Here is a 13,855-nt window from a genome sequence, read left to right on the forward strand (position 1 = left end):
AGTGGAAAATCTGTTCGCCGACGTCAAACAGCTGCCAACTGCCGTCGTCGTTGTGCATCAGCCAGCATTTTTCGGCTTCGCAGTAAGTTTTGTGGCCGCGCGGCACCATAGGGAAAGCGACGAAGTCGCCGGAAGGCGCGCGCCACACCAGGCCGTCCTGATACGGCTGCAGGCTGCTCTCCCAGAACAGGTTCCAGCCGCGGCCCAGTACGCCGTCGCCGGGGTTGCCGCTGCGCCAATAGCGCTGCCAGGCGACCGGCAGGCGCGATGGCAGCACGAAATCGAGATCGTCTTCGCCGTCGAGGAATTTCTGGCCGCTGACGATATCCACCGGCCGGGCGATAATGCCGACGGCGGCGGTCGCGGTCATCAGGGTGCCGGCGCGGCAGGCGATGCGCGCCAGTTTGTTGATGCCGGGCAGTTTGCCCAGCAGTTTGCCGAGCGCCCCCAGCTTGCCGGCGGCGCCGCCCACGCCGCCCACCAGGCCGGCGAACAGCAGCGTCAGGTCAGAGACCTTGTACAGCCAATCCGGCACTTCGGGCTTGATCGGCAAGGTGGTGACGGTGCCGCCGCCGATAAACACGTTGGGCGAACCTTCCATCACCTGCGCGTCGCAGTTGGTTTTGTCCCCCACGCGCGAGGCGGGCTGGCCGTTGATGCTGACCTTGTCGGAGCCCTGCGCCATCTGCATGCTCGGGCCGTCGTCGCTGCAGGCCACCTGGCTGTTGGTGGCGAGCGCGGCGGGTTTGCCGTTGATGAAGACGTTGGGGGAGCCGGTGACGATATTGCCTTTGGGGGTCAGGCTACCGGCACCGGCGTCGGCAATGCCGTCGCGCGCCGCGGTGGCCGCCTCCCCGGTGAGATACCCCACCGCCAGGCTGGCGCCGATGAGCAACACGCCAACGCCGATACAGGAAGCCGCCAGGCCGGCGACGAACAGCGCCCCCGCCGCCACCGCGCCTGCGGCGGCGATCAGGCCGCCGACAAGGGTGCCGGCAATCATGCCGGCCAGGGCATGGGAATGCCCGATAATATCGCCGACGCGAGCCGCTTCGGTCATCGTAAGATCCTTTTACGTGAAGAGTTCATCGTTAGGCCGCCCGGTAGCTGCTCAGCACCTGCTGCAGCAGCGCGTCATCTTGCGGCGTCAGCTTGCGCGCCATCGCCAGGGTGAACACCAGCACCCGCCCCTCCGCCAGCGCAAACACCGCCTGGTTCTGCCAGATGCGTTTACCGTCGCGCAGGTAGCTGGCGCGCACCCACTCACCGGCGGCCAGCCCATCGCCCAGCGACGCCGGCTCGCGGCTTTTGAACGCCCAACCTTTCAGCCCCTGCGCCAGCGCATCGAGCTGGCGGGTGACGTAGCCTTCCAGGTTCTCCGCCGGCTGCAGCGCATCGCGGGAAATATTGACTGAGGGGGAAACATCATCGCCGGCCAACAGGACGTTGACCGTGCGATCGGCATAGCCTTCCGGCAAAGCGACGCTGCCTTCGCTGAAAGCGCAGCGGGATAAAGCGGACATGCGAGGATCCTTTTGCATAAATAATGCTTAAGCATCGCATAACTTAGCCTTGAAATAAAACCATCAGGCGTCGCCAATGTTGCACGGCGTGACCGCGTTCACTGTGAAAAAGAGCGTTGCCGGAATCTGGCCGGGAATCAAACCGTCATATTACAGAATTATCTGAAACCACTGGCGCGCCGACGCCTTGATTGTGGCTATACTCGGCTCTCGTCCGTTTTTCAGGAGATCAGGATGCTGAGATTCACCCGTAGCGCGCTGCTGTGCGCCGCGCTGGCCGCGTTCAACGCCGGCGCCGCCGAAACGCCGACGTTCGGCCCGGAACTGCAGGGCTTTCACTACCCCTACCCGTTGCAGCAGTTCAGCTTCACCTCGCAGGGGCAGCCGTTAAAGATGGGCTATATGGACGTGCCGCCGGAAGGCGCCGCCAACGGCCGCACCGCGCTGTTGCTGCACGGTAAAAACTTCTGCGCCGCCACCTGGCAGGACACCATCAAGGCGCTGAGCAAGGCCGGCTACCGCGTCATAGCGCCGGACCAAATCGGTTTTTGCTCCTCCAGCAAGCCGGCGCATTACCAGTACAGCTTCCAGCAGCTGGCGCAAAATACCCACGGCCTGCTGCAGAACCTGAACATCAGCAAGGCCATCGTCATCGGCCACTCCACCGGCGGCATGCTGGCCACGCGCTACAGCCTGATGTATCCGCAGGCGGTGGAACGGCTGGTGATGGTCAACCCGATCGGCCTCGAGGACTGGAAGGCGAAAGGCGTGCCGTGGCGCAGCGTCGATCAATGGTTCGCGCGCGAGCTGAACACCACCGCCGAGGGCATCCGCAATTATGAGCAGCACACCTACTACGGCGGCCGCTGGAAGCCGGAGTACGATCGCTGGGTGGATATGCTGGCCGGGTTGAACAACGGGCCGGGCCACCGCCTGGTGGCGTGGAACTCGGCGCTGATCTACGACATGATCTTCACTCAGCCGGTGTATTACGAGTTCAAGGATCTGCAGACGCCCACCACGCTGATGATCGGCACCGCCGACACCACCGCCATCGGCAGCGATATCGCCCCGCCGGCAGTCAAGGCCAAAATCGGGCATTACGCGGTGCTGGGCAAACAGGCGGCGAAACTCATCCCGCACGCCACGCTGATCGAGTTCGCCGGGCTGGGTCATGCGCCGCAAATGGAGGAACCGGCGCGCTTCCATCAGGCGTTGCTCAAGGCGCTGCAACCCTGAGCGGCCGGTTGGCGCGGCCGCCGCACGGCGGCTAAACTTTCAGCTGGCACTCAACTGCAGGAGACAGCCATGCGACAGATTATTGCCAGCGCGTTCGTCAGCCTCGACGGCGTGATGCAGGCGCCCGGCGGGCAGGACGAAGACCGCAGCGGCGGCTTTCGTTTCGGCGGCTGGACCGCGCCCTACTGGGATGACGCCGTCGCGGAAACGATGAGCGATCTTTTCTCCGCGCCTTTCGATCTGCTGCTCGGGCGGCGCACCTACGATATCTTCGCCGGCTACTGGCCGCATATCACCGACGAGGCCGACCCGTTTTCCGCCGACATCGCCCGCGTGTTCAATCAGGCCACCAAGTACGTCGCCACCCACCACGGCGAGACGCTGGCGTGGGAGAACAGCCAGTGGCTGGGGCGAGACATCCTCGCCCGGCTGCGCGAGCTGAAGCGCGCCCAGGGGCCGGTGCTGCTGGTGCAGGGCAGCAGCACGCTGATGCAACAGCTGCTGGCCAACGATCTGGTGGACGAACTGCGCTTGCTCACCTACCCGGTGTTGCTCGGCGGCGGCAAGCGGCTGTTCGATGACAACGCGGCGCCGGCGGCCTTCACGCTGGCCCACTCGGTGGTCTCGCCCGGCGGCGTCATTGTGGCTCATTACCGCCGTTCCGGCGAGGTAACGACCGGTTCCTTCGTGACGGAAGGCGCGGCGGCGGCCCAGCCGTAAAAAAAGGGCCGTTCGGCCCTTTTCTCTTTTCCCTTCATCACCTCAGGCAAACAAGATATCGCTCTGCTCGACCTGCCCGACCACGTGGATCTTGAAGTCGGCGGCATAGCTGTTGCTCTGGGTGTTCATCAGCAGATCGGTGGTGCCGTTGAAAGCGTCGAAGTTGAGCTGGATCTCGCCTTTCTGGCCGCTGAAGGCGCTGCCGCTGTCGATAAAGCGCAGCTCGCTCAGGCTGTTGTTGAAGCGCAGGCCGGAGAGATCGATCTTGTCGATGCCGTGCTCGAAGTCTTCAATCACGTCGAACGCCGCCACCGTGGACTCTTTGGCGTTGAGATAGACGAAATAGTCGGTGAAGTTATTGGCGTCTTTGCCGCCCCACAGATGATCCGCCCCCAGGCCGCCGTACAGGATATCGGAGCCGGCGTTGCCCGCCAGCAGGTTGTCCTGATCGTTGCCGATGATCACATCGCGCCCGCTGCCGCCGATGGCGTTCTCGATGATCGCCCCGCGCGCGATGGCGACGTTCTGCGTGCCGCCGCCGACGCTGGAGAACGCGCCGTCGTTCAGGTTGATCATCTGCTGCTGGCTGTAGCCGGAGAAGTCCAGCGTGTCGTTGCCGCCGGCGTCCCACACCGCGAAGTTGACCGGTTTGCCGTTGTCCGCCGTGGCGGTCAGGAAATCGCGCCCGGTGTTGGAGTTGAAGCCGTACACCGTGTCGCCGGTGCGGGTGTTCATGTTGGCGCCGTACAGCTTCTGGATCGCGGCAATGTCATCCACCATCGGGCCATAGCCGTACACCCCTTTGGTGTCGGCGCCGGTGTAACCGGCGTTGAAATAGCTCATGATCGAGTATTGCAACGAATCCTGATAATAGGCGGCATCGTTCTGGTAGCTCGGGTTGCCCAGCGACGCGTCATAAGATCCCGGGTGCGCCAGCCCCAGGGCATGCCCCAGCTCGTGGGTGAAGGTCTGGCTGCTGAAGTCACCGCTAACCGGCGCCTGATGGGTGGCGAAGTTTTTGTTGAACCACACCGTGCCCGCAAAGGCGTTATCGCTGCCCGGTTTGGAGCTCGGCGGGTAATAGGCGTACGCGTTGATGGCATTCGGGCCGCTGCCGGCGGCGGTGCTGCCGTCGGCGCGCTGGGTGAAGTACGCGAAGGTGATGTCCGCGCGGTGGTTGATATCGGTAGACGCCGCTTCGGTAAAGGTCACGTTCGCCACGTCGGCCCACGCCTGCATCGATTTCAGCGCCTGAGCCTGCGCCGCCTGGGTCAGTGGCTGCAGCCCCTTGTCGCCGTCGCCGGTCTGGCCGATGCGGTTCAGCGCGCTCTGCGTCAGGAAGGAGTAGGTCAGCGCCACCGACTGATGATACACCTGATCGCCGTTGTGCGTCAGGCCCGGCCGCGTCAGCTGATCGGCGGCGCGATCGAAGCTGAAGTTATCGCGGATTTTACCCAGGTTGTCGATGGCAGCCCCGCCGCGCTGATTGCTGTACAGGTTAGCGTTGTCCAGCGTGAACAGCGCGCCGTAACCCAATCCGTCATAAATGCTGCCGGGCTGGTGATAGTAAAACTGATAGTTATGATCGTTGGGGGATGTGGCGCTCAGGCTGGTGAACTCATCGTCATCTTGCAAAATGTCGTTGTGGCGACTGCGCATTGTATTCTCCTTTTACACAATAGGAACCCACTCGCTTTGTAAGACTATTCATCAGTCGTTCTAATCTAAGCCAAGGCTTAGGAATGACCAGTATAGTGACTCACCCCGCTGGCGCGAGCCCGCCCGGCCTGGCTTTACCGCGCCGGGCATAGAGATGGAGATACGCGTAACAATTTGTATTCTCACTATATTAATGAGAAAAATGAGCGCATTAACGGGTTAATTATTCGTCTTTTTGCGCACTTTATCGCCGATTAGATCAGAATAATCGAGGATTAAAAAACCTAATCCTTCCCTCATCATCAAGATGGGTACGTGTTAAAGTGTGAACGGACAGCCGAAAGGAGTGACCCGATGCCAACCCATTTCCTTATGCGCGCCTTGCGCCGCGCCAGCCTGACAGGAGTCGTTATGAGCATATTGTGCAGCAGTGCCCTGGGCAGTTCACTGCCGTTGCTGGAACCCGCCGCGCTGAAGGGCGACTGGCAGCTCGCCGCCATCGGCGACGGTAAAACCGTCTGCGAGGTGCAGCTGAGCGACGAAGCGGTCGCCAACACCAACGCTTTCCGTTTCAGCGCCTCCGCCCAATGCCTGCAGCCGCTGGCGCTGCACGCGCTGCCGGTCGCCTGGCGGCCGACGCCGGACGGCATGACGCTGACCGACGCCGAAGGGAGCATGGTGGCGTTTCTGGCCCTGACCGCGCCGAAGCGCTATGAGCTGATTGACCGCAACGGCCCTTCGCGCTTTGTGCTGATCCCGCGCTAACCCTTCAGGCGAACAGCAACCCGAGCAGCGCGCCGCCCGCCAGCACCCACAGCGGATGGAGGCGCTTGCTCATGCTCAACCCCGTCGCCAGCGCCACGATTGCCGCCAGCCGCCAGCTGGGCGCGGAAGCATCGGCGATCAAGATACCGCTGGCCGCTACCAACCCCACGGTCAGCGGCACCAGTCCGGCCTGCACGATGCGGCGCCACGGGCGATCCTTAAAGCGCCGCCAGGCGCCCATCACCAATAGCGTAACGATGGAAGACGGCCCGAACTTGGCGATCGAAGACACCAGCAGCCCCGCCCAGCCGGCGACGTGCCAGCCGACCAGCGGCACGATCATCATGTTCGGCCCCGGCGCGGCCTGCGCCATGGCGAACAGCGCGCTGAACTCCTGGGCGCTCATCCACTGATGCACCTCCACCACCTGCCGCTGCATTTCCGGCAGAATGGTCATGCCGCCACCGAACGCCAATAAAGAAAGCTCGGTGAAGATCAGCGCCAACGCCATCAACACCCCGCTCATGACGGCCACCGCCACATCAGCAGAATGCTCAGCGGCGCCAGCACCAGCATGGTCGGCAACAGCGGCAGGCGCAGCCAGGCGATGGCGATCAGCGCCAGCGCGACGATCGCCAGCGCCGGCCATTTACCGCGCAGCGGCAGCAGCATCTTGATCCCGGTCGACAGCAGCAGCCCGGCGGCGGCGGCGGCCAGCCCGGCGAACACATGCTGCACATGCGGATCGTTTTGGAAGCGGGCGTACACCACGCCCAGCCCCACCACGATCGCCGTCGGTGCGCTGATGAGGCCCAGCAAGGCGCACAGCGCGCCGCGCAGCCCGCGAAACTCCATGCCCACCGCCACCGACAGGTTGATCACATTGCCGCCGGGCAGGAACTGGCACAGACCGAGCAGCTCGGTAAACTGTTCGCTGCTCAGCCAGCGCCGGCGCTCCACCAGCATACTGCGCGCCATCGGCAGCACACCGCCGAAGCCGATAAGCCCCAGCCACAGAAAGCCCAAAAACAGCTCTGCATTACCCGGCGCTGCCGCCGGGTGCGGTTTTAAAGTATTGATATCTGACATGACATTGCCATTCCACATCGCTTGTTTTGATGTCTGGTATCATGCGCGCCGCCGTGCCATGATGTCTAATGCATTCCGGAAAAACCAAAGATACCTTTGAGGTATGGCTATGATCGAACTGCGTCGCCTGCGGGCATTCGTCACCGTGGTGGAAGAAGGCAACATCACCCGCGCCGCCGAGCGGCTGTTTATCCAACAGCCGCCGCTGACCCGCCTGCTGCAGGGGCTGGAAGACGAACTGGGCGTAATCTTGTTGCAGCGCCTGCCGCGCGGCGTGCGCGTCACCGAAGCGGGGGGCGTGCTGTTTGAAGAGGCCCGCGCCCTGCTGGCGCGCGCCGAACGCCTGCGCGAAGCGGTACAGCGCGCCGCCCGCGGCGAGCAGGGCCACATCGCCATCGGTTTCACCAGTTCCGCCGCGCTGCATCCGTTCGTGCCCAACCTGCTGCGCCGCTACCGCGACATCCTGCCGGGTATCACCACCCAGTTGGAAGAAGCCGGCAGCGGCGAACTGATGGAGGCGTTGCTGGAACAGCGCCTCGACGCCGCCTTCGTGCGCTCGCCGGCCAACGGCATTCCCGGCCTGAGCGTCGAGCCGGTGCTCAGCGAGCCGATGATCGTCGCCCTGCCGCTGGGCCACCGGCTGGCGCAAGAAACGCAGCAACCGCTGCCGCTGGCCGAACTGGCCCACGAGGCGTTTATTCTCTATCGCCGCCCCGCCGGTCAGGGGTTATACGACGCCATCCTGGCCGCCTGCCACCGCGCCGGCTTCAGCCCGCGCATCGTGCAGGAAGCGCCGCGCCTGCCGGCCACCCTCAGCCTGGTCGGCGCCGGGCTGGGGTTGTCAATCGTGCCCGGCTCGATGCGGCGGCTGGGCGGCGACGGCATTGTCTACCGCACGATCGCCGGAGAAGCGCAGCTCAGCGCCCCGCTTTACCTGGCGCTGCGCCATAGCCCGGCCTCGCCGATCGTCGAGCGCTTTCGCGAACTGGTCGCCGAGGCGGTTCAGGCCTCGGGCTGATCGGTGATGCGCGTCAGGTGGATCATCAGATACAGCAGCTCATCGTTCGACATCTCCATTTGCAGCAGATTCTTCACGTAATCGCGGATCAAGAGCGCGCCGCGATAGGCATGCGGGTACTCGGCCATCATCTGGGCAAACAGAAAGTCGGCCTTCGAGGTCATCTGTTTGCCGTCGAGCATGCGCTGGATAAAGAACTGCATATGCACTAAAAAGCGCGCGTAGTTCAGCGAATCGGTGTCGATATTGAGGCGAAAGTGATACTTGATGATATTGAAAATATCTTTCAGCATCTTCACCGCCAGCAACGTGTGCTCCATGTTTTGCACTTCGGTCTGACCGTTGACCAGGTGAAAGGCGATATTGCCCGCTTCCTCTTCAGGCAGTTGGATATTCAGCCGCTGGTTAATGTAGGCCAAGGCTTGCAGCCCCACCGCAAACTCTCGCGGGTAGAAACGCTTCACCTCGAACAGCAGGCGGTTTTGGATGGCGATACCCTTGTGATGACGTTCGATAGCAAAACTGACGTGATCCGCCAGCGTAAAGAAAATCTGTTCATTAATGTTGCCGTTCAGTTGGCGGTTGGCCTCACTGAGGATCATCTGCACAATTTCGATGTGCTCCGTCGGGGCAGTTTCAATCAGCCGCAGGTAATCCCGCCCCTTTTGCCCCTCCTGCACCACATACACTTTCTCAATGGCGGCCGGGTTGATCTCGTCTCCGGTTTTGCTGTTAAAACCAATTCCCTTGCCCATGACGATAACCTCACGGTTATCGTCGTCCGCGGTTAACACCAGACTGTTGTTGAGCACCTTAATGACTTTCATCGTCTCGGCCGTCACCTTGCTTATTTGCCCAACCGGCCATTGGCGGCGATAAGCTGCCGATACCAGTCAAAACTGCGTTTTTTGATGCGCCGCAGATCCTTAAGATCCCGTTCTCCGCGGTTCACGTAGATAAATCCATAGCGCTTTGCGTAACCTTGATGCGTGCTGACGACGTCAATCGCCGCCCACGGGCAGTAACCGAGCAGCTCGACGCCATCGTTGATCGCCAGCCGCATCTGTTCGACATGCTGCCGCATGAATTCAATGCGATAGTCGTCGTCGATAGTCTCATCCGCCCGCAATTCATCCGGCGCGCCAATGCCGTTCTCCGTGATCAGTATCGGCAGGTGATAGCGCTCGAAAGTCTTGCGCAGCGTTAAGCGCAGGCCAACCGGATCGATCACCCATCCGTAGCGCGTCTTGCCGACAAACGGGTTTTCCGCCGCACGATACACACCCGGTTCGCCGAGCATAATTTGCTGATCGCCGGCGCGTGCGCTCACGTCTGAACCGTCGCCGCGGCTGGCGGCGATCGTGGCGGTGGAATAGTAATTGATCGCCACATAATCCGGTCGTGCCGCCAACAGCAGCGCCGCGTCCTCCGGCTCCCTGTCCGGCGACCACCCCCGATCCTCAAGGTAACGCCAGGCCAGGGCGTTGTAGCGGCCATGCACCGCCACATCGAGAAAACTCCAACAGCGCAACGTCTCCCAGTTATGAGCGGCAATGGCATCCAGCGGATGACAGGTCTCCTGATACATCGAGGTGGTATTGATCGCCGGGCCAATTTTCCCGCCGGGACAGCGCTGATGGCATAATGCCATGACTTTGGCCTGAGCGACCAACATATGATGACTCTGCTGATACAGCGTCCGTTTGTCAGGCAACGCACCGCCTTTGGGCGTGCCGATAGCGCCGGGGTGCAGGATCATGGTGTTCTGTTCATTGATGGTGAGCCAATACTTCACCCGATCGCCGAAGGCGTCGAACAGCACGCCGGCATAAGTGACAAAAGCCTCGATGGTGGCGCGATTGGACCAGCCGCCCTGCTGCTCCAGCACATAAGGCAGATCGAAATGATACAGCGTCACCACCGGCTCGATGCCGTGCGCCAGCAATTCGTCGATCAACTGCCGGTAAAACGCCAACCCCGGCGCATTGACTTCGCCGACGCCATCGGGCAACACGCGCGTCCACGCAACCGAAAACCGGTAGGCCTTTAACCCCAGTTCTGCGAACAGCTTCACATCCTCGCGAAAGCGATGATAGTGATCGCTGGCCACCGTAAAATCCGCCGTGCCTGCGGGATGTTCGAGCATATCGACGATCGACGGGCTTTTGCCGTCTTCATTCCATGCGCCCTCCACCTGATAGGCGGAAGTCGACGCGCCCCAGAGAAACCCGGCGGGAAAATCGTGCAAGCGTTGATAAATCATGCCGGCTCCTTATTGGCCTTCAGCGCCATAATCGTCTCACCGGCATGAACGCCATGCGGCTTAGGTAACACCTGAACCTGAAACGCTTCGCTGTTGACGATCAATACCGGCGTCGTCAGATCGAAGCCCAATGCGGCGATCGCGCCGATGTCAAAACGCACCAGCTCGTCGCCGGCCTTCACGCGATCGCCGATCTGCAGTCCGGAGTCAAAGTGTTGGCCACCCAGGTTTACCGTGTCGATGCCGATATGCAGCAACAGTTCCGCGCCGTTGTCCCCCTTGATGCCGACCGCATGTTTTGACGGCAGGAAAGTCACGATCTCGCCGTCCAGCGGCGCACGCAGCACGCCTTCCGACGGTATGATCGCCATGCCCTGGCCCAACAAGCCCTGGGAGAAAACGTCATCGTTGACCTGATCCAACGTCACGGCTTTGCCGGTCAGCGGGCTGAAAACCGGCGATACCTCGTCGGCCGCCGCCACCTGAGTCTCGTCGTTCGTCTCCTCGACCGGATCGTCGAAGCCAAGGATCCAGGTCAGGGCAAAGGTCACGACGATGGCAATGGCGCAAGTGATCAGCGCGTGCACGATATTCATCGGGTTCTCACCGATAAACGCCGGCAAAGCGGCCAGGCCAGGAGAAACGAAGGCATAACGCACCAACCCGCTCAATCCGGCGTAAATGCCGGCGCAGCCACCGCCGATCATCGCCGCGATCAACGGTTTGCGCAGTTTCAGCGTCACCCCGTACAGCGAGGGTTCAGTGATCCCCAACAACGCGGTAAAACCGGCGGAGGACGCCAACTGGCGCAAATTCGTGTTCTTGGTGCGGAATGCCACACAGAGCGTCGCCGCGCCTTGTGCAATATTGGACGCCAACATGCCCGGCCCGTTAATCATCTCAAAGCCATTCTTGGTCAATTGGCCGGTGGCGATCGGTGTCATCGCCCAGGCGGTGCCGGTGATCACCAAAAATGGCTGCAACCCGCCCATCAACATAGGAATCAGCCAGCTGGCCTTGCCATCGACGATCGCCGCACCGGCGGCCACCATGTCATTGAGGAAAATGCCGAACGGCCCGACCACCACCAACGCCAGTGGCGCGGTGACCAGCAGCACGATCATCGGTTTGGTGAAGAACTTGATCATCGTCGGCGAAACTTTCTCGGCAAACCGCTCGATATAGGACATCAGCCACACGGTAAAAATGATCGGCAACACCGAGCCGGCATAATCCGCCAGCCGCACCGGAATGCCGAGAAAATCAATCGCGGTGCCCGCCGCCTGCATCTGAGCCAGATTAGGGTGCAGCAACGCGCCGGCGAGGGTCATCGCCAGGATGGGATTGCACTCGAATTTTATCGCGGCACCGTAAGCCAACAGCACCGGCAGGAAGAAAAAGGCCGCATCGGCGACGGTATCCAGCAATCGATAGGTCGTGCCGGCGGGATCTATCGCCCCGGCCAGCTTGAGGATCGCCAGCAGCGCCTTGATCATCCCCGCGCCGGTAATGGCCGGGATCACCGGGGTAAAGGTCGTGGAAATCACGCTGATAATCCGTGACACCACGCCACCTTTCGGCTGCTGCTTTTGAGCGCCGGTTTGCGGCTGGCCAATCTCCTTTTGCAGCACGCGGAACGTTTGCTGCACGTTATTGCCGACCACGATCTGAAACTGGCCGCCTCGCACCACCACGCTGATAACGCCCGGCAGGGCTTCGATCGCCTTCGAATCCACTTTAGCGTCGTCGTTGAATTCCATACGCAAACGGGTCGCGCAGTGCGTCAGCTTGCTGACGTTGCCTTTACCGCCGACCCGCGCCAATATTTCTAAGCCAAGTTTTTGATAGTCCATCGTCTTCCCCGGTAAAATGCAAAAAAAAAAGACCAAAATGGAAATGCGCCTCGTCACAAGGAGAAGTGCATTCCTATTTTGGTCTTGCCTGCTTTAGCAGTAACACGCCGCAATAAAAATGGTGTGCGGTCTTCTCGACCGCGCTAAAAGTATCACCATACTCGCGAATACTCGGCAATAGCCAGACGTCAGCGTTGTGAAAGGCGTCACGATTTAGCGTAAATGCACTGCAATGTCGCCGCTGCACGCTTTTTGCGCACACCCATAGCGCAATCGTAATGAAATAACCCAAAATAATGCGTTTTATTGACACTTTGTTTATTTAATTACAGGGAAAGATTAATTCAGATCCATGACTATTGAGATTAACAATGAATAATTAAACCCGCTCTCACTTAGTAACAAACGCAAACAAATAAACGCCTACGCAATACCTTCCAGCCGCTAGGATTTAAGGGTCACAGCCTATTCCCGCCGATGACAAAAATCATTTCAATGGCGATCGCGCCTTCCCCGTCGCCTGCTTCTGCAGGCACACGGCTTTATATTGGAGAAAATGCTATGCTATCGCGTCGTGATATATTGAAAGTCTCCGCCGTCAGCGCGGCCGCCGCCGGCATGATCGGCGGCATCGCCAAAAATGCCGCTGCCGACGACCATCGCAATATCGTGCCTCCCAGCAGCTATCAGCCGCCTGCCGATGCGCAACATCTCTATAAATACAAATTCACCGACAGCAAAAAACGCAGCCTGCCCAGCGGCTGGGCGCGCGAAGCCACCGTCGAGCAATTCCCGATCTCCGAAGGCGTGGCGGGCGTCGACATGACGCTGGAGCCGGGCGGCGTGCGCGAACTGCATTGGCACGCCATCGCCGCCGAATGGGCATTCATGCTGGAAGGCCATGCGCGCATCACCATCCTCGATCCCGAGGGAAAATGTGAGGTGGCGGATTTCGGCCCCGGCGACGTCTGGTATTTCCCGAAAGGCTACGGCCATTCCATTCAGGCGCTTGCGGACGGCGCGCATTTTATTTTGGCGTTCGATAACGGCCATTTCTCCGAATTCGGCACCTTCAGCATCACCGATTGGGTGGCGCATATGCCGAAAGAGGTATTGGAAAAAAGCGTCGACATGCCGGCGGCGGTATTTTCCAAGGCCAAACAGGGCGAAGCTTATATTGTCGGCGGCGCCGTTCCGCCCACCTTGCCATTACCGAAAAGCGACGGCGGATTAAATAATGCCCCGCTGACCCACCGCTATGAATTAATGAAGCAAAAGCCGTTCTTTGAAAATGACGCCGGCAGTGTCCATTTGGTATCGTCGAAAGAATTTCCCATTTCCACCACCATGACCGGCATCATCGAGATCGTGAAACCCGGCGCGATCCGGGAATTGCACTGGCACCCCAACGCCAACGAATGGCAATACTATATTGCCGGCAAAGGCCGCATGACGGTGTTCAGCTCGCACGGCCACGCGCAGACGGAAGAGTACGCCCCTTCGGACGTCGGTTACGTGCCGCAGGGCTTCGGCCATTACATCGAGAACATCGGCGATGAGGATTTGAAGGTACTGATCGTGATGGACAACGGCATTTATCAGGATATTTCGTTGTCCGACTGGCTGGCGAAAACCCCGGCCTACCTGCTGGCGGACAACTTCAATAATCAGGTTGAGGACTGGCAGGATAGACCGAAAGACAAACGGGTGATGTCGCGGCGCAGCC

The 13,855-nt window shown here is 60.7% G+C and carries 13 protein-coding genes; 5 read left to right on the forward strand and 8 right to left on the reverse strand.

From position 1 onward, the window contains the following. The coding region (locus ADK28_RS33165) for a PAAR domain-containing protein (RefSeq protein WP_048796988.1) at window positions 1–1,060 on the reverse strand (1,060 nt) is incomplete at its 3' end. A gap of 31 nt (window positions 1,061–1,091) precedes the next feature. Beyond that, entirely contained in the window at window positions 1,092–1,523 is a 432-nt protein-coding gene (locus ADK28_RS25320; protein ID WP_048796980.1) for a DcrB-related protein, read from the reverse strand. Between the two features lie 234 nt (window positions 1,524–1,757). On the opposite strand from ADK28_RS25320, the gene ADK28_RS25325 reads away from it, so the two are divergent. Together ADK28_RS25325 and ADK28_RS25330 are read left to right on the forward strand one after the other, a co-directional pair. Further along, window positions 1,758–2,762: an alpha/beta fold hydrolase gene (locus tag ADK28_RS25325; RefSeq protein ID WP_048796981.1), complete on the forward strand. Its 1,005-nt coding sequence runs from the start codon at window positions 1,758–1,760 to the stop codon at window positions 2,760–2,762. 69 nt (window positions 2,763–2,831) lie between these two features. Next, window positions 2,832–3,482 carry a dihydrofolate reductase family protein gene (locus ADK28_RS25330; protein ID WP_048796982.1) on the forward strand — a complete coding sequence of 217 codons (651 nt, stop codon included), beginning with the start codon at window positions 2,832–2,834 and terminating at the stop codon, window positions 3,480–3,482. A gap of 42 nt (window positions 3,483–3,524) precedes the next feature. Here ADK28_RS25330 and ADK28_RS25335 read toward each other — a convergent pair whose 3' ends face one another. Continuing rightward, complete coding sequence (locus ADK28_RS25335) at window positions 3,525–5,141, reverse strand: serralysin family metalloprotease (RefSeq protein ID WP_016927813.1); 1,617 nt, start codon at window positions 5,139–5,141, stop codon at window positions 3,525–3,527. Window positions 5,142–5,552: 411 nt separating this feature from the next. On the opposite strand from ADK28_RS25335, the gene ADK28_RS25340 reads away from it, so the two are divergent. After that, a complete protein-coding gene (locus ADK28_RS25340; RefSeq protein WP_016927814.1) occupies window positions 5,553–5,906 on the forward strand; it encodes a protease inhibitor Inh/omp19 family protein in 354 nt (117 codons plus the stop codon). A gap of 4 nt (window positions 5,907–5,910) precedes the next feature. On the opposite strand, the gene ADK28_RS25345 is transcribed toward ADK28_RS25340, so the two are convergent. Continuing rightward, a complete protein-coding gene (locus ADK28_RS25345; RefSeq protein ID WP_048796983.1) occupies window positions 5,911–6,432 on the reverse strand; it encodes a chromate transporter in 522 nt (173 codons plus the stop codon). Beyond that, entirely contained in the window at window positions 6,429–6,995 is a 567-nt protein-coding gene (locus ADK28_RS25350) for a chromate transporter (RefSeq protein WP_016927816.1), read from the reverse strand. The genes ADK28_RS25345 and ADK28_RS25350 overlap by 4 nt, the downstream gene beginning before the upstream one ends. A 103-nt stretch (window positions 6,996–7,098) precedes the next feature. Between ADK28_RS25350 and ADK28_RS25355 the strand changes: the two genes are divergently transcribed. Next, window positions 7,099–8,013: a LysR family transcriptional regulator gene (locus tag ADK28_RS25355; protein WP_033640404.1), complete on the forward strand. Its 915-nt coding sequence runs from the start codon at window positions 7,099–7,101 to the stop codon at window positions 8,011–8,013. Here ADK28_RS25355 and licT read toward each other — a convergent pair. Genes licT through ADK28_RS25370 form a run of 3 tightly spaced genes read right to left on the reverse strand, consistent with a single transcriptional unit; the run spans window position 7,998 to window position 12,129 of the window. Continuing rightward, window positions 7,998–8,840 carry a BglG family transcription antiterminator LicT gene (gene licT / locus ADK28_RS25360; protein ID WP_048796984.1) on the reverse strand — a complete coding sequence of 281 codons (843 nt, stop codon included), beginning with the start codon at window positions 8,838–8,840 and terminating at the stop codon, window positions 7,998–8,000. The two genes, ADK28_RS25355 and licT, sit on opposite strands and share 16 nt — an antisense overlap. 20 nt (window positions 8,841–8,860) lie before the next feature. Continuing rightward, window positions 8,861–10,276, reverse strand: a complete 1,416-nt coding sequence (locus ADK28_RS25365; protein ID WP_048796985.1) for a glycoside hydrolase family 1 protein — start codon at window positions 10,274–10,276, stop codon at window positions 8,861–8,863. Next, the gene (locus ADK28_RS25370; protein WP_048796986.1) at window positions 10,273–12,129 is read right to left on the reverse strand and encodes a beta-glucoside-specific PTS transporter subunit IIABC; all 1,857 of its coding nucleotides are present in this window, start codon (window positions 12,127–12,129) and stop codon (window positions 10,273–10,275) included. Before ADK28_RS25370 ends, ADK28_RS25365 begins: the two co-directional genes overlap by 4 nt. Window positions 12,130–12,690: 561 nt before the next feature. On the opposite strand from ADK28_RS25370, the gene ADK28_RS25375 reads away from it, so the two are divergent. Further along, on the forward strand, window positions 12,691–13,855 hold a 1,165-nt coding region (locus tag ADK28_RS25375; protein WP_048796987.1), incomplete at its 3' end, for a cupin domain-containing protein.

The sequence above is a fragment of the Serratia sp. 506_PEND genome, from assembly GCF_001076875.1.
Taxonomy (GTDB): domain Bacteria; phylum Pseudomonadota; class Gammaproteobacteria; order Enterobacterales; family Enterobacteriaceae; genus Serratia; species Serratia marcescens.